At 67.2% G+C, this 22168-nt stretch carries 26 protein-coding genes; 10 read left to right on the forward strand and 16 right to left on the reverse strand.

What is annotated here, in order from left to right:
• Positions 1–94 precede the first annotated feature (94 nt).
• The gene (locus RLN94_RS05230; RefSeq protein ID WP_350130050.1) at positions 95–1018 is read right to left on the reverse strand and encodes a LysR family transcriptional regulator; all 924 of its coding nucleotides are present in this window, start codon (positions 1016–1018) and stop codon (positions 95–97) included.
• A 97-nt stretch (positions 1019–1115) separates the two neighbouring features.
• On the opposite strand from RLN94_RS05230, the gene RLN94_RS05235 reads away from it, so the two are divergent.
• The gene (locus RLN94_RS05235; RefSeq protein WP_350130048.1) at positions 1116–1760 is read left to right on the forward strand and encodes a class I SAM-dependent methyltransferase; all 645 of its coding nucleotides are present in this window, start codon (positions 1116–1118) and stop codon (positions 1758–1760) included.
• Positions 1761–1769: 9 nt separating this feature from the next.
• Here RLN94_RS05235 and RLN94_RS05240 read toward each other — a convergent pair whose 3' ends face one another.
• A complete protein-coding gene (locus RLN94_RS05240; RefSeq protein WP_350130073.1) occupies positions 1770–2225 on the reverse strand; it encodes an Lrp/AsnC family transcriptional regulator in 456 nt (151 codons plus the stop codon).
• Positions 2226–2349: 124 nt separating this feature from the next.
• Here RLN94_RS05240 and RLN94_RS05245 point away from each other — a divergent pair, with 124 nt between their 5' ends.
• From RLN94_RS05245 to RLN94_RS05260, 4 genes are all read left to right on the forward strand, one after another.
• Entirely contained in the window at positions 2350–3396 is a 1047-nt protein-coding gene (locus RLN94_RS05245) for a Glu/Leu/Phe/Val family dehydrogenase (RefSeq protein WP_350130046.1), read from the forward strand.
• A gap of 62 nt (positions 3397–3458) precedes the next feature.
• Complete coding sequence (locus RLN94_RS05250; protein WP_350130044.1) at positions 3459–4040, forward strand: hypothetical protein; 582 nt, start codon at positions 3459–3461, stop codon at positions 4038–4040.
• A 145-nt stretch (positions 4041–4185) separates the two neighbouring features.
• The gene (locus tag RLN94_RS05255; RefSeq protein ID WP_350130042.1) at positions 4186–4536 is read left to right on the forward strand and encodes a hypothetical protein; all 351 of its coding nucleotides are present in this window, start codon (positions 4186–4188) and stop codon (positions 4534–4536) included.
• Positions 4537–4564: 28 nt separating this feature from the next.
• Positions 4565–5272: a class I SAM-dependent methyltransferase gene (locus RLN94_RS05260; protein WP_350130040.1), complete on the forward strand. Its 708-nt coding sequence runs from the start codon at positions 4565–4567 to the stop codon at positions 5270–5272.
• A gap of 4 nt (positions 5273–5276) precedes the next feature.
• Here RLN94_RS05260 and RLN94_RS05265 read toward each other — a convergent pair whose 3' ends face one another.
• The gene (locus RLN94_RS05265; RefSeq protein ID WP_350130038.1) at positions 5277–6062 is read right to left on the reverse strand and encodes an ABC transporter permease; all 786 of its coding nucleotides are present in this window, start codon (positions 6060–6062) and stop codon (positions 5277–5279) included.
• A 148-nt stretch (positions 6063–6210) separates the two neighbouring features.
• On the opposite strand from RLN94_RS05265, the gene RLN94_RS05270 reads away from it, so the two are divergent.
• A complete protein-coding gene (locus RLN94_RS05270) occupies positions 6211–6813 on the forward strand; it encodes a GcrA family cell cycle regulator (RefSeq protein ID WP_350130403.1) in 603 nt (200 codons plus the stop codon).
• Positions 6814–6896: 83 nt separating this feature from the next.
• Here RLN94_RS05270 and RLN94_RS05275 read toward each other — a convergent pair whose 3' ends face one another.
• The 4 genes from RLN94_RS05275 to RLN94_RS05290 form a co-directional block, all read right to left on the reverse strand.
• Complete coding sequence (locus RLN94_RS05275; protein ID WP_350130401.1) at positions 6897–7721, reverse strand: MBL fold metallo-hydrolase; 825 nt, start codon at positions 7719–7721, stop codon at positions 6897–6899.
• A gap of 115 nt (positions 7722–7836) precedes the next feature.
• Positions 7837–8346 (reverse strand): YHS domain-containing (seleno)protein, encoded by a 510-nt coding sequence (locus tag RLN94_RS05280; protein ID WP_350130399.1) that lies wholly within the window; start codon positions 8344–8346, stop codon positions 7837–7839.
• A 49-nt stretch (positions 8347–8395) separates the two neighbouring features.
• The gene (locus tag RLN94_RS05285; protein WP_350130397.1) at positions 8396–9253 is read right to left on the reverse strand and encodes a cysteine hydrolase family protein; all 858 of its coding nucleotides are present in this window, start codon (positions 9251–9253) and stop codon (positions 8396–8398) included.
• Between the two features lie 167 nt (positions 9254–9420).
• Positions 9421–9885, reverse strand: a complete 465-nt coding sequence (locus RLN94_RS05290) for a nuclear transport factor 2 family protein (RefSeq protein ID WP_350130395.1) — start codon at positions 9883–9885, stop codon at positions 9421–9423.
• A 273-nt stretch (positions 9886–10158) separates the two neighbouring features.
• Here RLN94_RS05290 and RLN94_RS05295 point away from each other — a divergent pair, with 273 nt between their 5' ends.
• Positions 10159–10728, forward strand: a complete 570-nt coding sequence (locus RLN94_RS05295; protein ID WP_350130393.1) for a TetR/AcrR family transcriptional regulator — start codon at positions 10159–10161, stop codon at positions 10726–10728.
• 99 nt (positions 10729–10827) lie between these two features.
• Here RLN94_RS05295 and RLN94_RS05300 read toward each other — a convergent pair whose 3' ends face one another.
• The 9 genes from RLN94_RS05300 to coxB form a co-directional block, all read right to left on the reverse strand.
• Entirely contained in the window at positions 10828–11412 is a 585-nt protein-coding gene (locus RLN94_RS05300; protein WP_350130391.1) for a GNAT family N-acetyltransferase, read from the reverse strand.
• Positions 11412–12674, reverse strand: coding sequence for a M16 family metallopeptidase (locus RLN94_RS05305; RefSeq protein WP_350130389.1), 1263 nt, complete (start codon positions 12672–12674; stop codon positions 11412–11414). The genes RLN94_RS05300 and RLN94_RS05305 overlap by 1 nt, the downstream gene beginning before the upstream one ends.
• Positions 12671–14059 (reverse strand): threonine synthase, encoded by a 1389-nt coding sequence (gene thrC, locus RLN94_RS05310; protein WP_350130387.1) that lies wholly within the window; start codon positions 14057–14059, stop codon positions 12671–12673. The genes RLN94_RS05305 and thrC overlap by 4 nt, the downstream gene beginning before the upstream one ends.
• On the reverse strand, positions 14056–14739 hold the full coding sequence (locus RLN94_RS05315) for an SURF1 family protein (protein ID WP_350130385.1): 684 nt from the start codon (positions 14737–14739) through the stop codon (positions 14056–14058). The genes thrC and RLN94_RS05315 overlap by 4 nt, the downstream gene beginning before the upstream one ends.
• An 88-nt stretch (positions 14740–14827) precedes the next feature.
• Entirely contained in the window at positions 14828–15634 is an 807-nt protein-coding gene (locus RLN94_RS05320; RefSeq protein WP_350130383.1) for a cytochrome c oxidase subunit 3, read from the reverse strand.
• Positions 15635–15661: 27 nt separating this feature from the next.
• Positions 15662–16243: a cytochrome c oxidase assembly protein gene (locus RLN94_RS05325; RefSeq protein WP_350130381.1), complete on the reverse strand. Its 582-nt coding sequence runs from the start codon at positions 16241–16243 to the stop codon at positions 15662–15664.
• Positions 16243–16404, reverse strand: a complete 162-nt coding sequence (locus RLN94_RS05330; RefSeq protein WP_300896283.1) for a cytochrome c oxidase system small membrane protein — start codon at positions 16402–16404, stop codon at positions 16243–16245. Before RLN94_RS05330 ends, RLN94_RS05325 begins: the two co-directional genes overlap by 1 nt.
• Positions 16404–17345 carry a heme o synthase gene (cyoE, locus tag RLN94_RS05335; RefSeq protein WP_350130378.1) on the reverse strand — a complete coding sequence of 314 codons (942 nt, stop codon included), beginning with the start codon at positions 17343–17345 and terminating at the stop codon, positions 16404–16406. The genes RLN94_RS05330 and cyoE overlap by 1 nt, the downstream gene beginning before the upstream one ends.
• Before the next feature lie 75 nt (positions 17346–17420).
• On the reverse strand, positions 17421–18266 hold the full coding sequence (gene coxB / locus RLN94_RS05340; RefSeq protein WP_350130376.1) for a cytochrome c oxidase subunit II: 846 nt from the start codon (positions 18264–18266) through the stop codon (positions 17421–17423).
• Between the two features lie 190 nt (positions 18267–18456).
• Between coxB and tldD the strand changes: the two genes are divergently transcribed.
• The 3 genes from tldD to dprA all read left to right on the forward strand — a co-directional run bounded on the left by tldD (position 18457) and on the right by dprA (position 22050).
• Positions 18457–19878, forward strand: a complete 1422-nt coding sequence (tldD, locus tag RLN94_RS05345; RefSeq protein WP_350130374.1) for a metalloprotease TldD — start codon at positions 18457–18459, stop codon at positions 19876–19878.
• Positions 19879–19892: 14 nt separating this feature from the next.
• Complete coding sequence (locus tag RLN94_RS05350) at positions 19893–20708, forward strand: class I SAM-dependent methyltransferase (protein ID WP_350130372.1); 816 nt, start codon at positions 19893–19895, stop codon at positions 20706–20708.
• A 121-nt stretch (positions 20709–20829) separates the two neighbouring features.
• A complete protein-coding gene (dprA, locus tag RLN94_RS05355) occupies positions 20830–22050 on the forward strand; it encodes a DNA-processing protein DprA (RefSeq protein ID WP_350126157.1) in 1221 nt (406 codons plus the stop codon).
• Positions 22051–22168 lie beyond the last annotated feature (118 nt).

Genomic DNA, 22168 nt, shown 5'->3' on the forward strand with positions numbered 1-22168 from the left:
TCCGTCGTGGAACGCGAAGCCTAGGGGCCCGGCGTTACGGGATTCGATACCCTGCGGTCACTGGGATTCGGCCCTCTGCCCCGTAGGCGGGGCTTCAGCCGGGCCCCGCCGGCTCCCCCGGCCCCCGCCCCGTTTCCGCAAAAAACTCCGCCAGCATATCGAACACCAGCCGGATCCGCTTCGACGTATACACCTCCCGGTGGGTCACCAGCCAGACCGGAATGCGCACCGGCTCGACCCCCGGCAAAAGCGCCTCCATCCCCGGCGTCCGCCGGCCCAGGTCATCCACCATCATCGCGATCCCCAGCCCCTGCCGCGCCAGTTCCCACGCCACGACCCCGCTTTCCGAACCGACCCGGAAATTCGCCTCGGTCAGCGGATAACCCAGCGGCACCAGGAACCCGATCATCCGCGCCACGTCCCCGAACCCGATGAAATCATGGGTGCCCATGTCGGCCGCCGTCTCCGGCCGCCCCCGCGCCTCCAGATACACCGTCGCCGCATAGGGCCGCACCGTCGCCTCCTGCACCAGCCGCGCGGTCAGGTCGGGCTGTTCGGGCCGCACATGCCGGATGGCGATATCCGCCTCCCGCCGCTGCAGATCCCGGATATCGTTGGCGGCCACGAGATCGATCTCGACCCCCGGCGCGGCCTGCCGGATCCGGGCCACGACCGGCGGCAGCATGTGGGCGCACATCACGTCCGAGGCGGTGATCCGCACCTGCCCCGCAACCTCCTGCGCCGCACCCGACGCCGTCAGCGCCATCCGCTCCGCCGCCGCCCCCATGGCGCGGGTATGCTCCAGCAGGTCCAGCCCCGCCTTCGTCAGCATCAGCGACCGGCCCGCCCGCTCGAACAGCGTCACGCCCAACGCCTCTTCCAGCCCCGCCACCTGCCGGCCCAGCGTCGGCTGGGTCTGCCCGAGCGCCCGCGCGGCCGCCGAAAACGACCCTTCCTCGGCCGTGGCCCAGAAGGCCCGCACCTGGTTCCAGTCGAACGCGATGGACTGCCAATTCATGCATTATTGCATAGCATGACTGCGCATTTCGGCAATTCCTCTTCGACCTGCGCATGGGGTAAGGACGACCCACGCACTTAAGGCAAGAGACACAGACATGATCGCGGCACAGACATTCTGGGACAAGGCGGCGAAAGGCTACGCCAAATCGCCCGTCCGGGACGAGGCCGCCTATGCCACCACCCTGACCCGCGTCCGCGCCCATCTGGCACCACAGAACCGCGTGCTCGAACTCGGCTGCGGCACCGGCACCACCGCGCTGAAGCTGGCCGATGCGGTGGCCCACATCACCGCCACCGACATCTCCGGCGAAATGGTGCGGATCGGGCAGAAGAAGGCGGCGGCGCAAGGAGTCAACAACGTCACTTTCCTGCGCGGCGTGCCGGGCGACGCGGCGCTCGCCCAAGACGGCCCCTACGACGTGGTGACCGCCTTCAACCTGCTGCACCTGATCGAGGACCTGCCGGCCTACCTCGCCCGGATCGCGCCTCTGGTGAAACCCGGCGGCCTCTTCATCTCGAAATCCGTCTGCCGCCCCGACCCGGGAGCGGCCGGCCTCAAGTTCGCCGCCCTCTGGCTGATCCTGCCGGTGATGCAGGCCCTGGGCAAGGCGCCCTTCGTGGCCTTCCGCCCCATCCCCGCGCTCGAGGCGCAGATCGAAGCGGCCGGGTTCACCATCCTCGAGACCGGCAATTACCCGGCCCGCCCGCCCAGCCGGTTCATCGTCGCCCGAAAACTCTGACCCCCGGCCTCACCCCTGCGGCAGCGCATCCCGCCGGATCATCGTCCGCAGCGCGAAGCTCGACCGCATCGAGCGGATGTTCTCGGTCTGCATCAGGCCATCCTCGAGAAACCGGTCGAACGCCGCAAGATCCGCCGCCACCACCCGGATCAGCACGTCGCGCGTGCCGGTCATCAGGTAGCATTCCATCACCTCCTCGAACCGCCGCAGGTCACGCTCCAGCGCGGTGATCGCCGCACGCGTCTGCTTTTCCAGCTCGACGAAAATGAACACGTTCAGCGGCAGCCCCAGCCGCTCCTGGTCCACTCGGGCGGAATAGCCGGTGATGATCCCGTCCTTCTCCAGCCGCGCGATCCGCCGCGCCAGCGGGGTGGGCGACAGGCCGATCCGCTCGGACAGGTCGGCCAGCGTCTGGCGCCCGTCCCGTTGCAGCGCGGCGATGATCTGGCGATCGGTCTTGTCCATTTCCTCCACCATGTCTGGCTGGGTTGGTGATTTTCACCAATCATACATCAAATTCAGTCGATCTTTGCTGATTTTTTGCACGCGCCTTCGATTATGCCTACTTCCATCGCAGGAGGAGATTGCCATGCTGACACGTCTGTCATCCGACACCCACGAAGAGGTCTACCGCGTCGAGGATCCCGCCAGCGGGCTCCGCGGTTTCATCGCGCTGCATTCCACCACCCGTGGCCCGGCAGCGGGCGGGCTGCGAATGCGGGTCTATGACAGCGACGAGGCGGCGCTCGATGACGTGCTCAACCTCTCCCGCGGCATGAGTTACAAGAATGCCGCGGCCGACCTGCCGCTGGGCGGCGGCAAGGCGGTGATCATGGGCGACCCGGTCAAGGACAAGTCGCCGCAGCTCCTGCGCGCCATGGGCCGCGCGGTGGAACAGCTCGACGGGGGCTACTGGACCGCCGAAGACATGGGCATGACCCCCGAGGACATGGGCGTCATGGCCGGCGTGACCCGTTTCGTCGCCGGCCGCGACGACGGCACGCACGCCAGCGGCGACCCCTCGCCGGTCACGGCGCAGGGCGTGCTGGGCGCCATGAAGGTGGGCGCCGCCCGGGTCTTCGGCAGCCGCGACCTCCGCGGCAAGACCGTCGCCGTTCAGGGCCTCGGCCATGTCGGCTGGCACCTCTGCCGCCTGCTGCACGACGAAGGCGCAAAGCTCATCGTTGCCGACATGAACCCGGCCCGCACAGCCACCACCGCCCGCGATTTCAACACCGCCGTTGGCGACCCCCGCACCATCCACGCGGCCGAGGCCGACATCTTCGCCCCCTGCGCCATCGGCGGCATCCTCAACGCCGAAACCATCCCGCAGATCCGCGCCAGGCTCGTCGCCGGCGCCGCCAACAACCAGCTCGCCACCGACGCCGATGCCGACCTCCTGCACACCCGCGGCATCCTCTACCTGCCCGATTACGTCGCCAATGGCGGCGGCATCATCAACGTGGCCGCCGAGATCCTGCATATCGAGGATCCCGCCCCCTGGGTCGCGGACAAGCTCAAGGCCATCGAGACCACCATGGAGCGCATCCTCGCCCGCGCCGAGGGCGAGAACGCCAGCCCCGCCCACCTCGCCGACCGCATCGTCGAGGACCGGATGCTGGCCCGCGCCGGCTGACGGCGCTTGCCGGGCGGGCGCACAGGGCGTACCCTTCAGCCAACCCGATGAAGGAGGCCGCGATGCGCCCGTTCCGCCTGTTCCTGCCCCGCCTGATCCTGCCCCTCGCGCTTGCGCTCACCTGCACCGCCGCCGCGGCGGGCACCACGGTTCCGCTCGGCCCTTCCCCGGTGCTGGGCGGCGGCCAGTATTCCACCGGCGGCGGCGTCACCGTCGCGGTCGAGATGCGCAACTGGGCCGGCAAGACCGGCCTCTGCGGCGTCTGGGCCGAAAGCGAGCGGCTCACCGCCTATGTCCGCCACAAGGGCAACGTGGTGCTGCGCAAAGGCTCCATTGCATTGGGCGGCGAAGTGCTCACCCACAACCTCAACTTCCTCGAACAGGTCGCCCCCAGCCAGAGCTACACAGGCGCCCCCGCCGGGTGTGTCCGCCTCTCGCGCAACTGGCGCGCGAGCGATGCAAACCGCCGGCTCGAGGTGCGCATTCCCCGGCAGGAACTGCATTTCGACCGCAACGGCAACAAGGGTGGCGGCCTCCGCGTCACCTTCCGTGACACCGGACACGCCAACCCGGCCCTGACCTCCGGCTCGCTCCTGCCGAAGAAATGGACAAGCGTCGGCTCATGGAGCGGCAAGGTCGAGTAGGGCCATCCTGCCCGCACCCCGCCCCCATCTTGCCGATTGTAAATCCCGCCCGTTTGAGCGATGATCGTGCAAATCGATCCGCACCATTCTGACCGGGGGCTCAACCCCGGCAGGGGTTGCGGGCTGGCAGATACGGGCAAGGGCAATGAAACGGGCAACACTCCTCGGACTGGCGGTATTTCTTGCAGGCTGCGGCGGCAGCGGCCCCCGCGACCCCGATCGCGTGGTCGTCATGCGCTCGGCCCCGGTCGCCTTCGGCCCGATCAGCAAGGCCTGCCTGCAATCCGGCCGCGACGGCCGCACGCGCGAGCTGTGCGGCTGCATCCAGGCGGCAGCCGACAAGACCCTCACCAATTCCCAACAGCGCCGCGCCGTCAGCTTCTACTCCGATCCCCACCGGGCCCAGGAGATCCGGCAGTCGAAGCGCTCGGTCGACGAGGAATTCTGGGATGCCTATGTCCGGTACGGCAAGCTCGCCGAACAGCTGTGCACCTGATACGGCAGGAAAGACGGAGACAGGCGGCATGAGCGGATTCTTCGATTTCCTCAAATCCCTTCCGCCCTATGACGACAACGCCAACACCGTCCGCCGGCTCGACCAGCGCCACCGGCTGATCATCGACCCGTTCCAACCCCAGATCGCCGGCGCCCGCGTGCTCGACCTCGCGGCCCATGACGGGCGCTGGTCCTACGCGCTCGCCCATGCGGGCGCGGAGGAAGTCATCGGCGTCGAGGCCCGCGCCGACCTCGTGGCCCGCTTCGAGAAGTTCCCCGACACCCCCTTCAAGCCGCGCGTCACGCTGCATTGCAACGACCTCTTCGCCGAGATCGAGGCGCGCATCGCGGCGGGCGAAAGCTTCGATGTCATCGCCGTCTACGGCATCTTCTACCACATCATGGATCACTTCCGCCTGCTCTCGCTCCTCCGCCGGCTGGGCCCGCAAATCATCATCATCGACAGCGAGTTCATCAAGGCCGACAACGCCATGGTGCAGGTGCTCAAGGAAGAGGTCTCGAACCCGCTCAACGCCGTCACCGACGTCGCCGGCCAGACCCATACCGTCGTCGGCGTGCCCAGCCGCCGCGCGACCGAGTTCATGGCCGAGGCGCTCGGGATGCACCTGACCTGGGTCGACCACGCGCTCCTGCTGGGCGACAACCGCACCGGCATGAAGGATTACTTCCGCGAGGGCCGCAAGGTCCGGCTGACCTGCGCCCTCACCCCGGCCTGAGCCATCAGGCCTTGAGGCGATAGCCCCGCCGGAACATCTGCCACGCCAGCGCCGACACCGCCAGCGTCGCCCCGACGGCCACCCCGAGCCCCAGCCAGGGCGAGCTGTCCGAAACCCCGATCACCCCGAACCGCACCCCGTCGATCAGGTAGAAGACCGGGTTGGCATGGGTGATCTCCCGCAGCCCCGGCGGCAGCGCCTCGACCGAGTAGAACGTGCCCGACAGGAACGCCAGCGGCGTGATGATGAAATTGGTGATCGCCGCCATCTGGTCGAACTTGTTGGCGAAAATCCCCGCCACCATGCCCAGCCCGCCCACCAGCGCCGAACCCAACACCACGAAGGTCAGCGCCCAGAGCGGATGCTGCGGCACGATCCCCAGGAACACGAACAGCCCCGCGCTGATCGCCAGCGCCACGAACACCCCGCGGCCCACCGCGCCCGCAAGATACCCGATCACCAGCTCCGCCGGGCTTAGCGGCGGCATCAGCGTATCGACGATATTGCCCTGCACCTTGCCGATCACGATCGACGACGAGGTGTTGGCGAACGCGTTCTGGATCACCGTCATCATCAGGATACCCGGCGCGATGAAAGTGGTGAAATCCACCCCCATCACCTCGCCCCGGCGCGGGCCGATGGCGATAGAGAAGATCACCATGAACAGCCCCGCCGTCACTAGCGGCGCCAGCAGCGTCTGGGTCCAGACCGACATGAAGCGCTGAATCTCGCGGGCGCACAGCGTGTACAGCCCCATCCAGTTGACCCGCCCGAAACGGCGGCTACCCATCCGGATCGCAGGTGTGCCCGTGGCGCCCTCCGGGGCGGCCGGGTGATTCGATACCTTGTAACTCATGCTGCAGTGATTAGAATAGAAGCCTCTGAAAAGGAACCGGGCGGCCCGCCGATTGGCCGCCTTTTGACATAAGGGGTGGCGCATGTCCTGGAGCGACGAGCGTGTCGAGAAGCTGAAGAAAATGTGGGCCGAGGGCCAGTCTGCCAGCCAGATCGCGAAGGAACTGGGCGGCGTGACGCGCAATGCCGTGATCGGCAAGGTGCACCGGCTCGGCCTGTCGAACCGCAACGGCTCGGGCGGTGGCGCCGCGGCCGAACCCGCGCCCAAGCCCAAGCCGGCCGCCGCGGCCGCGAAACCGCGCAACAAGGCCAAGCCCGCCGCGAAACCCGCGCCCCGGCCCGAGGCCAAGCCCGACGTGCCGGTCGAGGAACCGGCCGAGGCCACGACCGCGTCCACCAGCCGCGCCAAGGCGATCATCCCCGCCGGCCAGCCCCTGCCGCCGCAGCCCTCCGCCAACGAAATCGACCCCGAGGCGCTGGCCAAGGTCAGCGAGATCGAGAAGAAGGCCAAGAAGCTCACGCTGATGGAGCTGACCGAGCGCACCTGCAAATGGCCCGTCGGCGACCCGGCGACCGAGGATTTCTGGTTCTGCGGCTTGCCCGTGCAATCCGGCAAGCCCTATTGCGAAGCCCATGTCGGCGTGGCCTTCCAGCCGATGAGCTCGCGCCGCGACCGCAAACGCTAGCCCGCTCTCCGCCCCGGGCCCGACCCGGGGCCTCGCAAGCCCCCCCCGCCCCGGCCCCCGAGCCGGGGCCTCTTACTTCAGCCTCACTCCCCCTCGCGCAGGAACGCCGGCCGCAGCACCATCACCGTCGGCTGCGCCGGCAGCCGCTCCAGCGATACCGTCAACTCGCTCCCCTCGGTCAGCACCACGTCGAACCGCTCTGCCATCCCGTCAAGGAAGGCCCCCAGCGTGCCGTCCCCGAACCAGTGCATCGGGATCACGATCGACGCCTTCAGCCGGTTCATCACCCGGAACACCGACGGCAGGTCCAGCGTCAGCCCGCCATCGACGGCCACCATCACCACGTCCATCCGCCCGATGGCGACATATTGCTCGTCCGTCGGCTCGTGATGCAGGTGGCCCAGATGCCCGATACACAGCCCGGCAACCTCGAACACGAAGATCGAGTTGCCCTCCGGCTCCACCCCCTCGCCCCAGGCCGAGCGGATATCGGTCGACACGTTCCGCACCACCATCTCGCCCAGGTCGAGATAATGGTCGATGCCCGCCCCGAACTCCTCGCCCCAGCCCGGCAGCACATGCGGAATCGCCGGGTCGGGATGCGCCGTCCAGTGCGTCGAATGCGCATGGTTCATCGTCACCACGTCGGGGATGAAGTCGACATTGCCCAAGAAGCCGGTGAAATCCGTCACCGCCGAAAGCCCGCCCTCGGTCTGCAACAGGAAGCTCGCATGGGTCACGTAGCGGATGCGCACCGACCGCTCCGGCACCGGGTCGGTATAGGCCACCGGCCGGACATACTCGACCCCCGGCGTGGCCTCGGCCACCGCGATGCAATGGCTCGGCTGGCGCTCCTGCGCCACGGCTGTGGATGAAAGGGCAATCAGAAACAGCGCAAGACGAAGCATCGGCGGCACCTCCCTTACGCGAAGCTAGCACGTCCCGCCCCGATGTCACCGCCCGCCACGGCAAGAGCCCCGGCATGACCGGGGCTCCCACAGCTCGTTGCCCAAGTTTTGCGCCTCAGAGCTCTTCGATCGGCGTCGCGCGAAGGCCCGGCCACTTGTCTTCGGCCCCGGCGATCACGGCCTCCCTGTCCTCGAGATACTTCTCGAAGATCGCCGCGTTCACGAAGAGGTACAGCTTGCCCTCCACGATATCGGCATAGCGCACATCCCCGTCGAGCTTCTTGCCCACATAGACGCCAAAGGCGCAGAAGCCCCCGAACTGAGGCAGGTACTCCCCCGGCGCGGCGTCGAACCTGGCCTTGGCCTCGGCATCGGCGAAGTAGTAATCCACCCCGTCATGCGCCGAGCTATGGGCGGCATCGCCGATGGCGGGGCCCTCGCCCTCGAACATCGCCACCGCGTCGAAACCGTGCAGGCCCAGCGGGTTGCCGGTCAGCGTCAGGCCGTTATTGACGTTGTACTCGTCCGCGGCCAGCGCCCATGTGGCCAAGGAAAACGTCGCGATCGAGGCCAGCGTCAGCGTACCGGCCCAGTGCAGCGTGCCTTTCAGAAAGTCGGAAGTCATTGGTATCTCCTATGAATGTAAGGTTGGTCGAATAATTTCAGGAACGGGCTCAGACCGCCCGGCCGATCCGGTCGACAGCGTCCTGCGTCCACCAGACGCCATTTGCCACCATGCGGAAGTTGATGATGGCGGCGAGGTAACCGTCGCCCTCGGGCACCTTCGCCCCGGCGGTCGCATCGCGCACCACGGCCACCTCGAAGCCCAGCTCCAGCAGCTCGTAAAGATGCGCCTGGGTGCACAGGTTGGCCGACATGCCCGCCAAGATGACCTTGTCGATCCCCCGCTTGCGAAGCTGCAGGTTCAGGTCGTTCTGCGCCGGGCTGTACACCTTGTGGGGCGAACAGATGACGGTCTCGCCATCCTCGATGTATTTCTTGTACTGCGGCATCCAGTCGGCGCCCGAGCCCTCGAAGCCGGTCAGGTTCAGCGGCCCGGGCCGGTCGAACATGCCGATCGCGTGCATGGTCGCCTCCAGCGTGCCCTCGAACTGCCACTTGTGGTCATGCGGGTAATAATAATGGGGCGAGATGAATACCGGCATCCCGGCGGCCTTGGCGGCGATGAACAGCCGCTCGATATTGTCGACCGTGCCCTGCTCGGTCACGCTCTCGCCGACCACGCCCCATGTCACGCCCTCCTCCGACAAAAAGTCGACCTGCGGATCGGTCACCACCAGCGCGGTGCGCTTGAGGTCGATCTCCATGTCGATCTGTGGCAGGCCCGGCGTCTCGGGGTCGGCATAGGCGGCTCGCGCCGCTTCGGTGGCGGCTGCGGCACCCTGCCCGGACAGCGCGGCCGCGCCCGCCGCAGCGGCCGCCGCGGCCCCCGCCAGAACCCGCCGGCGGGCGTGGTCCACATGCTCCGACGTGATGCCGCAGCCGCAATCGTGATCGTGTTCCTGTGTCATGACAATATTCCTTTGCTTGAAGTTGAGACGGGCCGGCACTCCCGGCACCGTCAGGCCGACAGACCTTCCCCGTCCGCAGCCATCATCCCGCTGCGCCGAAACCGGTCCGTGTCCTTGGGAAACCGGCGCCGTGCCTCACACCGCGCCGGAAATCTCTGCGCCGGGCGCTAAAGCCCCAGCGCGCTCAGCCCCGGGTGATCGTCCGGCCGCCGCCCCTGCGGCCAGCGCATCAGGCGCTCCGCCTCGGCAATCGGCAGGTCGTTGATCGAGGCGATCCGCCGCCGCATCAGCCCGTCACCGGCGAATTCCCAGTTCTCGTTGCCGTAGGAGCGAAACCACCGCCCGCCCTCGTCGCACCACTCATAGGCAAAGCGCACCGCGATCCGGGCCTCGCCGAAACTCCACAGCTCCTTGATCAGGCGATACTCGTGCTCGCGCGCCCATTTCCGGCTCAGGAACCGCACGATCGCCGGCCGCCCCTCGAACATCTCGGCCCGGTTCCGCCAGGTGCTGTCGGGCGTGTAGGCCAGCGCCACCGCCTCGGGCGCGCGGCTGTTCCAGGCATCCTCGGCCAGCCGCACCTTTTCGGCAGCCGTGTCACGGGTGAAGGGGGGAAGCGGGGGGCGTGCCATCTTTGTCTCGTCTTTCCTTGTCTGGGCGCCCCGGCCGGTCAGGCAGGGAGGAGAGGAGGACAACGTCCGGCCGGGGCGCGATGGGTTAACCGATCGGTCAACTAACGGCAGTCTGTACCGATCTGTTAACCCTGTCAACCTAGTTTACTTAGCGGCGGTTCGCGTTTCCGTGAGCTCATGAAAAATGGAATGGATTTGAAAGCGTTACGCGTGCTGCCTTGAAAATCTCCCGCCGCCAACCTAAAACAGATCGGTAAACTCTTGAGGCGAATCATGCAGCAGACGAAACGGGACGAACTCGTTCGCAAGGCGCTCGACACGTTCTACCGGAACGGCTTCCACGCCACCGGTATGGACATGATCGCCGCCGAGACCGGCGTCTCGAAAACCTCGATCTACAAGCATTTCCGCACCAAGGAAGACCTGATCCTCGCCGTCCTGCGCCTGCGCGACGAGAATTTCCGCAACTGGCTCTTCCGCCGCATGGACGACCTCGCCGACACGGCCGGGGGCCAGTTGCTGGCCATGTTCGACGCGCTGGAAGAATGGTTCAGGCAGGACAGCTACCGCGGCTGCATGTTCATCAAGGCCAGCGCCGAATACCAGGAACTCGACGACCCGATCCACACCCAGTCCGCCGAGCACAAGCGCCTCCTGCAGGACCATGTCACCAGCCTCTGCAGAGAGGCCGGCGCCGCCGCCCCGCAGGACCTCGCCCGCCAGCTCCTGCTCTTGAAGGAAGGCGCCATCATCATGGCCGTGCTCGGCCGCGGCCCCGCCGCCGCCCAGGACGCCAAAACCGCCGCCCGCACCCTCATCGACGCCGCCCTCCCCAAAGCCTGAGCCTGAGAAAGCACCCGCCGCTTCTTCTTGGTGAAAATATCCCGGGGGAAACGTTGAAATTCCAAGGGGATTTCAACGGTGGGGGCGGAGCCCCAAACCCTAACCGATCCCCGTGCGCCCCCGCCGGTCCGCGCGCAAAGCGGCGTAGAGCACATGCGTCCGCCACCGCCCGTTGATCTGCAGATAGCTCTGCGCCACGCCCTCGTACTTGAACCCGCACTTCTCCAGCAACCGCCGCGAGGCCTGGTTCTCCGGCAGGCAGGCCGCCTCCAGCCGCGACAGGTCAAGCCGCTCGAAGGCATGATGCACGATCCCGGCAATCGCCTCGCGCATGTAGCCCTGCCGCGCAAAGGGCGCGCCGACCCAGTAGCCCAGCGTGCCCGATTGCGCGGGCCCCCGGCGGATATTGTCCAGCGTGATCGCCCCCAGCAGCACCTCGTCCTCGCGCCGCACAAGGAACAACGGCACCGCCGAGCCCGCCGAGATCGACCGCTGCGCCCAGTACACCCGGTTGGTGAACCCCTTGCGCGACAGGTGATCGCTCGCCCATTGCGGCTCCCACGGCACGAGGAAATCGGCACTCTGCTCGCGCAGCGCGGACCACTCGCGGAAATCGGAAAGCTGCGGCTGGCGCAGCGTCAGGCGTTCGGTTTCGATCCGCGTTTTCCGGCGCGGCAGGAACATCAGGCCGCGCGCCTTTCCTGCAGCGCCTGCAACGTCGGCGCCTCCTCGACCGGGCCGTAAAGCGCCATGGCGGCGGGGGCCCTGGTGATCGTCGTCTCGGCGATCGCCCGCACTTCCGGCAAGGTGACGGCGTCGATGCGCTCGACCACCTCGTCGATCCCCGGCACCCGGCCCCAGATCTGGATCATCCTTGCCAGCCGCTCGGCCCGGTTCGACGGGCTTTCCAAACCCATCAGCAGCCCGGCCTTCATCTGCGCACGGGCCCGCTCCAGCTCGGCCGGGCTCAGATCCTCGGCCGCCCGCTTCATCTCGTCCACGGTGATCTGCGCGAGGTCCTGCATCTGGGCACCCGCAGTGCCCGCATAGATCGTCATCATCCCGGTATCCGAATAGGCCCCGGCCTGCGCGAAGATCGTGTAGCACAGGCCCCGCCGCTCGCGGATCTCCTGGAACAGCCGCGACGACATCGAGCCGCCCAGCGCACAGGAATAGATCTGCGCCGCGTAAACACCGGGGTCGGTATAGTTCGGGCTCTCGAAGGCCAGCGCGAAATGCGCCTGTTCAAGCTGTTTCACCCGGCGGCTCTCACCGCCCTCGAACCGCGCGGTCGGCGCCGGCCCGGCATTGTCACCGCGCATGTCGCCGAAGAACCGCTCCGCATCGCGCACCAGCGCGTCATGGTCCACCGCGCCTGCCGCCGACAGGATCATCTGCCCGGGCCGGTAATGCTGATCCACGAAGCCGGTCAGGTCCTCGCGCGAAAACCCCTTCACGCGCGCCTCTTCGCCAAGGATCGTGCGGCCCAGCGGATGGTTCGGATAGGCCTTCTCCTGCAGCCAGTCGAAGATGATGTCGTCGGGCGTGTCCAGCGCCTGCCCGATCTCCTGCAGGATCACGCCCCGCTCCACCTCGATCTCGCGTGCATCGAACACCGGCTTCCGCAGGATATCCGCCACCACGTCCAGCGCCAGCGACACGTCCTCCTTCAGCACGCGGGCATAGAACGCCGTCACCTCGCGCGAGGTATAGGCGTTGATATACCCGCCCACATCCTCGATCGCCTCGGCGATCTGAAGCGAGCTGCGCCGCTCGGTCCCCTTGAAGGCCATGTGCTCGAGGAAATGCGCGATACCGTTCTGCGGCTCGGTCTCGTGGCGGGCCCCGGCCAGCACCCACACGCCGATGGCGGCCGATTGCAGGCCGGGCATGTATTCGGTGACGATGCGGAACCCGTTCGGAAGGGTGGTGAGATTAACGGTCAATGGCCGGTGCGGTCCTTGATGATGTCTTCGATGGCGGTCAGGTCGTTCTCGACCCGTGTCACACGCTCTGACCGGTCATACAGGTCAGCCATATGCAAGGGCAAGGGGGGTCGAAGGCCGCTCGCCTCTTCCACCGCGTCGGGGAACTTGGCCGGGTGCGCCGTGGCCAGCGTGATCATCGGCGTGCCGGGCGCGCGCTGCTCTTCCGCCACCTTCACGCCCACGGCGGAATGCGGGCACAAGAGCTCGCCGGTGCCATCCCACAGCCGCGCAATGGTTGCCCGCGTCTCCGCCTCCGAGCAATTGCCGGAATCGAAGCTTTCCCGCAGTGCCTCCAGCGCGCCCTGGCTCACCTTGAACCCGCCCGCCTTCAGCTCGTCCATCAACTGCCCCACGGCGTTGCCGTCCTCGCCATAGGCATAATACAGCGCCCGCTCGAAATTCGAGCTCACCTGTATATCCATCGACGGGCTGATCGACGGGATCACCCCGTCCGGCACGTAATCCCCGGCGCTCAGGCAACGGTGCAGGATGTCATTCTGGTTGGTCGCCACCACCAGCCGGTCGATCGGCAGGCCCATACGTTTTGCGATGTAACCGGCAAAGATATCCCCGAAATTCCCCGTCGGAACTGTAAAACTCACGCTTCTGTGCGGCGCGCCAACCGACACGGCCGAGGTGAAGTAATACACCACCTGCGCCAGAACCCGCGCCCAGTTGATCGAGTTCACACCGGCAAGCCCCACCGCGTCGCGGAAGGCGAAGTCGTTGAACATGTCCTTCACCCGCGCCTGGCAATCGTCGAAATGCCCGGTCACGGAAAGCGCGTGCACGTTGTCCTCCGACGGCGTGGTCATCTGCCGCCGCTGCACCTCCGACACCCGGCCATGCGGGAACAAGATGAACACGTCCACCGCCTCAAGCCCCCGGAACGCCTCGATCGCCGCGCTGCCGGTATCGCCGCTCGTGGCGCCGACGATGCACACCCGGTTCCCCGACCGCGTCAGCGACGCCTCGAAAAACTGCCCGATCAGCTGCATCGCGAAATCCTTGAAGGCCAGCGTCGGCCCGTGGAACAACTCCAGCAGGAAATGGCCGGAGCCAAGCTGCTTCAGCGGGGCCCGCGCGTCATGGGCGAACCCGGCATAGGCCCGCTCGATGATCCCGCGGAACTCGTCCTCGGTGAACGCCCCGCCAAGGAAGGGCCACATCACCCGGAACGCGGCCTCTTCATAACTCACACCGTCCAGCGCGGCGATATCCGCGTGGCTCATCTGCGGAATGCTCTCGGGCAGGTACAGCCCGCCATCCCGGGCCAGCCCGGTCAGCATCGCCTCCTCGAAGCTCAGAACGGGGGCGTTGCCCCGGGTCGAGATGTATTTCATGTCTCTGCCCCTTTCGCGGGTTGACGCATGCGCCAGATAAGCAGGCCGGTCATCGCGGCCCACAGAACGGCCAGCGAAAACCACGTGATCGCGTATTCGAGGTGATCGTTGGGAATGCCGCTCGTGTCTACGGGCAAAGGCGTCGCGCCCGTGTCACCGGGCGACATCTCCCGCACCACCACCAGCAGCGGCTCGGTCTCGAACACCCCGGCCATTTGGTCGATATCGCGGGCGAACCACATGTTCTCGGCCACGTCATTCTCGGGGGTCGAGGAATTGCGGTCATCCGGCCAGTGCAGGTTGCCGGTCACCTCGACCGGCCCGGTCGGCGGCGCGCGCATCTCGCCGTCGATCTTGATGAACCCCCGGTCGAGCAGCACCCGCCGCCCCTCCTCCGTCTCGAAGGGCGAAATGATGCGGTACCCGGCGCCCACGTGCTTCTGGCTCACCAGCACCCGCAACAGCCCCGGCTGGAACCGTCCGGTCATCTCGACCGGCAGGTACTTGTCCGCCTCCGCCTCCGGGCTGTCCGGCAGCGCCACGGGCTCGGCCGCGATCTTCGCCTCGATCTTGGCCAGCTCCTCCTGCTTCCACGCCAGCCGCTGGACCTGCCAGACACCAAGGCTCACCAGCACGGCGACGCCGGCGATACCGAACAGCAGGGGAAGAATGAAACGCACGGTCCGGGTCCTCAAGTGAAAAGGGTGCGCTTCAAGCGCACCCTATTGATCTTGTGCAGGGCGCGCCTCCGCGCACCTTACGCCGGCCTCAGCCGCCCCAGATATAGACGGCTGCGAACAGGAACAGCCACACCACGTCGACGAAGTGCCAGTACCACGCCGCGGCCTCGAAGCCCACGTGGTTCTCGGGGGTGAAATGCCCCCGCAGCACCCGCATCAGGCAGACGAACAGGAAGATCGTCCCGATGACCACGTGTGCCCCGTGGAAGCCCGTCGCCATGAAGAAGGTGGCGCCATAGATGTTGCCCGAGAAGCCGAACGCCGCGTGGGTGTATTCGTACACCTGGAATACGGTGAACAGCGCACCCAGCGCGATGGCCAGCACAAGGCCCCACTTCATGTCGTCGCGGTTGTTCTCATGCACCAGCGCATGGTGGGCCCAGGTACAGGCCGCGCCCGAGCACAGCAGGATCAGCGTGTTGATCAGCGGCAGGTGCCACGGGTCGAACGTCTCGATCCCGGCGGGCGGCCAGACGCCTTCCACCAGCGGGCTCGCGCCCTCGGGGTCCATCGGGTACATGGCGTGCTTGAAGAAGGTCCAGAACCACGCCGAGAAGAACATCACCTCGGACATGATGAACAGGATGAACCCATAGCGCAGGCCGATCCGCACGACGGGCGTGTGATCGCCCACGTGGTTCTCCTTGATGGTCTCGGCCCACCAGCCGAACATCGTGTAGGCCACGCCCACGGTGCCCATCAGAAGCACCCAGGGCCCGCTGCCATGGAAGAAGAGAACGGCGCCAAAAAGCATGACGAACCCGGCGATCGCGCCGACCAACGGCCAGATCGAGGGGTTCAGGATGTGATAGTCGTGGTTTTTCTCATGTGCCATGGTGCGTATCCCTCGCCAGAGCGTGTCTTAATTCGTGGTTGTACTTGTTTCGCCGTCCGTCGCAAGCGCTGCCTGCTCTTCGGGGAGGTCGATTTCGTAGAACGTGTAGGAAAGCGTGATCACGTTGGTATATTTCGCGTCCCGGTCCTGCAGGATTTCGGGATCGACGAAATAGGTCACCGGCATCTCGACTCGCTCGCCGGGCTGCAGCACCTGCTCGGTAAAGCAGAAACAGTCGATCTTGTCGAAGAACCCGCCCGCCTCGTAGGGGGTGACGTTATAGGCCGCCTGCCCGGCCACGGGCCGGTCGGTGGGGTTGTAGGCCTCGAAGAAGGCCAGCCCGGTCTCGCCCAGCCGGATCTCGACCTCGCGCTGCATGGGCTTGAACTCCCACGGCATGTCGCGCTCCTTCGAGGCCGAGAAGCGCACCTTGATCGTCTCGTCGAGGATCTCCTGAGACCCGGCCGAGGCTGTGCCGGTGGTGCCGCCGAACCCGGTGACCCGGCAGAACCAGTCGTAGAACGGCACCGACGCCCAGGCCAGCCCGCCCATCACCAAGACCACGCTGACAAGCTTGACCACGGTCCTGCTGTTGCCATCCATCGCCATCAGTCCGCCACCTCGTTGATCGGCATGGTGAAATCGTCCGTCGACACCTTCGCCACGGTCAGCCCGAAGACCAGCGCCACGAACCCCGCCAGCACAAGGCCAAGGCCAAGGTTGCGGGAAAAGCGCCGCTTGTGCAGGTCATGCTGTTTCGACAGCGCCATCACCAGCCTCCCAGGCCCAGGGGCGCCATCGCGGTATCCAGCGCGATCGCCCCGAAATGGGCAAAGAGATACAGCAGCGAAAGTTTGAAGAACGACCGCTCCGCCTTGTAGTTGTCCGCCTCCGCCGCGCTCTCGTCGCGCCGCCAGATCGCCCAGGCCCCCTTCAGGAACAGCGCGTTCAGAACCACGGCCACGGCAAGGTAGACCGGCCCCCCGATCGAGGTGAACCCGGCGCCGATGGCCAGCGCGGCCAGCAGCACGGTGTAGACAAGGATATGCACCCGCGTCACCCGGCGCCCGTGGGTCACCGTCAGCATCGGCACGCCGGCATCGTCGTAATCCGACCGCATGAACAGCGCCAGCGCCCAGAAATGCGGTGGCGTCCACATGAAGATCAGCGCGAACATCAGCACCGATTCCAGGCTGAAACTGCCGGTCGCGGCGACCCAGCCGATCATCGGCGGAAACGCCCCGGCGGCCCCGCCGATCACGATGTTCTGCGGCGTCCAGCGCTTCAGCCACATGGAATAGATCACCACGTAGAAGAAAATCGTGAAGGCCAGCAGCGCGCCCGCCAGCAGGTTCGTTGCCAGCGCCAGCATCACCACGGCAAAGCCCGCCAGCGCCATGCCGAAGCCGAACGCCTCGGATTCGGTGATCCGCCCCGAAGGGATCGGCCGGTTCCGGGTGCGCTTCATCACCCGGTCGATATCGGCATCCCACCACATGTTCAGCGCGCCCGAGGCGCCGCCGCCCACGGCGATGAACAGGATCGCGGCAAAGCCCACCACCGGATGCACGGCGCCCGGCGCGGCATAGAGGCCGACAAAGGCGGTGAACACCACCAGCGTCATCACCCGCGGCTTGAGCAGGGCGAAATAATCGCCGAACCCGGCCTCGCCGGTCTGCGGTGTGCTGGCTGTAACGCTTGCGTCGCTCATCTGGCTCTCCGGATGGCGGCGGCACCCACCCTACGCGATCCCGTAGGGCGGGTGCCGACCCACCACATACTTACATCACTCGGCGGCCGAGGCCACGTCGACCGACCGCGGCGTGCCGGCATATTCCTCGATCGCGCCGTCAAGCCACTCGTCGTACTCTTCCTGGCTCACGACCTTGACCGTGATCGGCATATAGGCGTGGTCCTTGCCGCAAAGCTCGGAACACTGGCCGAAATAGGTGCCTTCCTTCTCGGCCTCGAACCACAGCCGCGCGGTCCGGCCCGGCACCGCGTCCTGCTTCACGCCGAAGGCAGGGATGGTCCAGGAATGGATCACGTCGGCGCCGGTCACGTGCATGACGACGGTCTGGCCCACCGGCACCACGACGGCCGTATCGGTCGCCAGCAGGTACTCGTCCGGGCTGTAGCCGTTCTCTTCCAGCTCCTCGCGCGGCAGCATGAAGCTCTCGAAGCCGAAATCGTGGTCTTCGTACTCGTAGCCCCAGAACCACTGGTACCCGGTCACCTTGATGTTGATATCCCCCTCGGGAATCTCCTGCTGCTTGAACAGCACTGGAAGCGAGAACGCCCCGATGAAGACCAGGATCACGATCGGGACCACCGTCCACGCCACTTCGACCGGCGAGTTGTGGGTGAATTTCGCGGGCTCCGGGTTGGATTTGCGGTTGTACCGCAGGATGCAGATCGCCAGCAGGGCACAGACGAACAGCACGATGGCCGCCATGATGACGTTGATCATCCCGTCCAGCCAGTGAATGTCGCGCGCCAGTTCGGTCGCGGCGACCTGGAATCCGATGCCCCCCTCGTGCGGCTTGCCGATGTTCTCGGCCGCCTCCTGCGCGATGGCGGGGAAGGCGGTCATTGCGGCCATGGCGGCCAGCAGGCTGGAAAGTCTTCGCATTTTGCACCCTGATCGGTTGAAGCGTTCGTCGTGTATAAGTAAATCTCTGGGCAGGCCGCAGGGCAGCCCCCTCGTTCGCTGACGGTAAAAACCATATTCTGCCCCCGCAGACAAGAAAGACCATTGCGGCAAACGGACGCTTTTTTGATTCAGATCAGGTTTTAGCGCCCCCCGTGACAAGGACAACGCCATGAGTGACACCCCTTTCCGCCCGTTCGAGACCGCCCTCGACCGCGATCTCGCCCTGAAACGGCTGGGCGAGGCGACCGCCGGCGCCGATGATGGCGAGCTGTTCCTCGAGCGCCGCCGGTCCGAGGCCATCGTCTTCGACGACGGTCGGGTGAAATCCGCCTCCTACGACGCCTCCGAAGGCTTTGGCCTGCGCGCCGTGCGGGGCGAGGTGGCAGGCTACGCCCATTCCTCCGACATTTCCGAAGGGGCGCTCACCCGCGCGGTCGAGACCGCCCGCCTCGCCGTGGGCGACGGCGGCGGCACCATGGCCGCGCCGCCTGCCCGCACCAACACCCACCTTTATACGGAAGACGACCCGATCGCCGGCGCCGCCTTCCCGGTGAAACTCGAAACCCTGCGCGAGATCGATGCCTTCGCCCGCGATCTCGACCCGCGCGTCGTACAGGTCAGCGCCACCATCGCCGCCTCGCATCAGGAGGTGGTGATTCTCCGCCCCGACGGCACCGAGGTGACCGATATCCGCCCGATGACCCGCCTGAACGTGGGCGTGATCGTCGAACAGGACGGCCGCCGCGAATCCGGCGGCGCCGGCGGCGGCGGGCGGCTCGGGCTCGACGGGCTGCTCGACCCGGCCGACTGGCAGGCAAAGACGCAGGAAGCGCTGCGCATCGCCCTCGTCAACCTCCGCGCCGAACCGGCGCCCGCGGGCGTCATGGACGTGGTGCTCGGCCCCGGCTGGCCCGGCATCCTGCTGCACGAGGCCATCGGCCACGGCCTCGAGGGCGATTTCAACCGCAAGGGCTCCTCGGCCTTCGCCGGCCTCATGGGGAGCCGCATCGCCGCCCCCGGCGTCACCGTGCTCGACGACGGCACCATCCCCGACCGCCGCGGCTCGATCACCATCGATGACGAGGGCACGCCCAGCCGCCGCAACGTGCTGATCGAGGACGGCATCCTTGTCGGCTTCATGCAGGACCGCCAGAACGCCCGCCTCATGGGGGTCGAGCCCACTGGCAACGGCCGCCGCGAATCCTACGCCCACGCGCCGATGCCCCGGATGACCAACACCTACATGCTGGGCGGCGATACCGACCCGGCCGACATCCTCGCCGATCTTTCCGACGGCATCTACGCCGTGGGCTTCGGCGGCGGGCAGGTCGACATCACCAACGGCAAGTTCGTCTTCTCCTGCACCGAGGCCTATCGCGTGAAGAACGGCAAGGTCGGCGCGCCCGTCAAGGGCGCCACCCTGATCGGCGACGGCGCCACCGCGCTTCAGAAGATCCGCGCGCTCGGCAACGACATGGCGCTCGATCCGGGCATGGGCAATTGCGGCAAGGCCGGTCAATGGGTGCCGGTGGGCGTCGGCCAGCCGTCAGTGATGATCGGCGGGCTGACCGTGGGCGGCTCGGCCGCCTGAGCGGGCCCTGCCCCATGTCGCAGCCCGACGCCCCGCAAGACCCCGACGCCCTCCGCGCCTTCGGCGGCAGCGTCTCCTTCGGCCGCACCGCCGCCGATTACGCCACCCACCGCGCAGGCTTCCCGCAGGCCTTCTTCGACCTGCTCGCCGCCCGGGGCTACGCCACGCCTTCCGCCCGGGCCCTCGATATCGGCACCGGCACCGGCACGCTCGCCCGCGGCCTCGCCCGCATGGGGCTGCGGACCACCGCCCTCGACCCGTCCGACGACCTGATGGCGCAGGCCGTGCAACTCGACACCGAGGCCGGCGTCACAACCACCTATATTAAAGGTGTCGCCGAATCCCTGCCCTTCGACGATGCCGCCTTCGACCTCGTCACCGCCGGCCAGTGCTGGCACTGGTTCGACCGGCCCCGCGCCGCCGCCGAGGCCGCCCGCGTCCTCCGCCCCGGCGGCCGCTGCCTCATCGCCCATTTCGACTGGCTGCCGCTGCCCGGCAACGTGGTCGCCGCGACCGAGGCGCTGATCCTCGCCCACAACCCGGCCTGGGCCGGCGCACAGGGCACCGGCCTCTACCCCGCATGGCTTTCCGACCTCGCCACCGCGGGCTTCGCCGGCCTCGAAACCGCCTCCTTCGACATCGACCAGCCCTATTCCCACACAGCATGGCGCGGCCGCATCCGCGCCAGCGCCGGGGTTGCGGCCAGCTTGCCGGAGGACGAGGTCGCCAGATTCGATTCGGCCCTGGAAAGATTGCTGCGCACCGATTTCCCCGACGACCCCCTTCAGATCCCGCACAGGGTATGGATCGCCACGGGGCTGAAAGGCTGAATGCCCCCGCCCCCGCGAAAAAGTGGCGATGCAGACAAGATTCTCCAAAATTTCTGCGTTTGGTTTACTCTGCGTTAACCCTGCGTGCGCTACCCATGGTTTGCAAGCAGGCGGAGTCACGATGTCCGAGGATACACATCCTTCCACTCACCCCCCACTCCCACCCACCACGGAAGATGATCGGATATCGTGGCTCCGTTTGCTGCGTTCACGGCGGGTCGGCCCGTCGACCTTCTACCGCCTGTTGGCCGAGAACGGATCGGTCACCGCCGCGCTCGAGGCCCTGCCGGACCTCGCCCGCGCTTCCGGCGCCAAGGATTATTCCCCTTGCCCCGCCGGCGTGGCCGAGGCCGAACTGGCCACCGCCCGCGCCACCGGCGCCCGCATGATCACCATCGGTGACGACAGCTACCCCCCATCCCTCGCCGAAACCGCCGATGCCCCGCCGCTCCTCTGGGCCATGGGCGACCTCTCCGCCCTCACCCGCCCGATGATCGCCCTCGTGGGCGCGCGCAACGCCTCCTCTCTCGGCCTGCGCATGGCCCGGGCCCTGGCCAGGGAACTGGCCGAGGCGGGATATGTCGTCGTCTCCGGCCTCGCCCGCGGCATCGACACCGCGGCCCACACCGCCGCCTGCGACAGCGGCACGATCGCCGTGCTCGCCAGCGGGGTCGACGTGATCTACCCGGCCGAGAATGCGCGCCTCGCCGACGACCTCCTCGCCCACGGCCTGCGCCTGTCGGAGCAGCCGATGGGCCTCGTGCCGCAGGCCCGCCACTTCCCCGCCCGCAACCGCATCATCAGCGGCCTTGCCCGGGCCGTCGTCGTGGTCGAGGCGGCGGCGAAATCCGGCTCGCTCATCACCGCCCGCACCGCCCTCGACCAGGGGCGCGAGGTGGTCGCCGTGCCCGGCCATCCGTTCGACGCCCGCGCCTCGGGCTGCAACATGCTGATCCGCGACGGCGCCACGCTCGTCCGCAACGCCGCCGACGTGATCGAGGCGCTGCCGGCCGACGCCGCCCAACCGGCCGAAACGACCGCGCCCGAACTCCCGCTCTCCAACCCGCCTCTCCAGCCTGACGCTCCCCGGCCTGTACCAACTGAAACCGCCCATGCCGTGCCACCTCCCGACAAGCGCAGCCTGCGCGAAACCGCGAAGCTGCACGGCCAGATCCTCCACAGCGACATCCTCCAGCGCCTCGGCCCCACCCCCCTGGCCGAGGATCAGCTCATCCGCGACCTCTCGGCCCCCGCCGCCGCCGTCGCCCCGGTCCTGACCGACCTGGAACTCGACGGCCGCGTCATCCGGCACCCCGGCGGCCTCCTCTCCCGCAGCGCCTGACCCCGCACGACAGCCCGCAAGGGCTGGCAAGCCGCCGCCCTCCCGCCGACGGTCGACATAACGGCGCGGAACCCGACCCACCGGTTGGGCGCAAAAGGCGCGACCTCCCCATCCGATA

It is taken from the genome of Roseovarius sp. (genome assembly GCF_040223625.1).
Classification (GTDB): Bacteria; Pseudomonadota; Alphaproteobacteria; order Rhodobacterales; family Rhodobacteraceae; genus Roseovarius.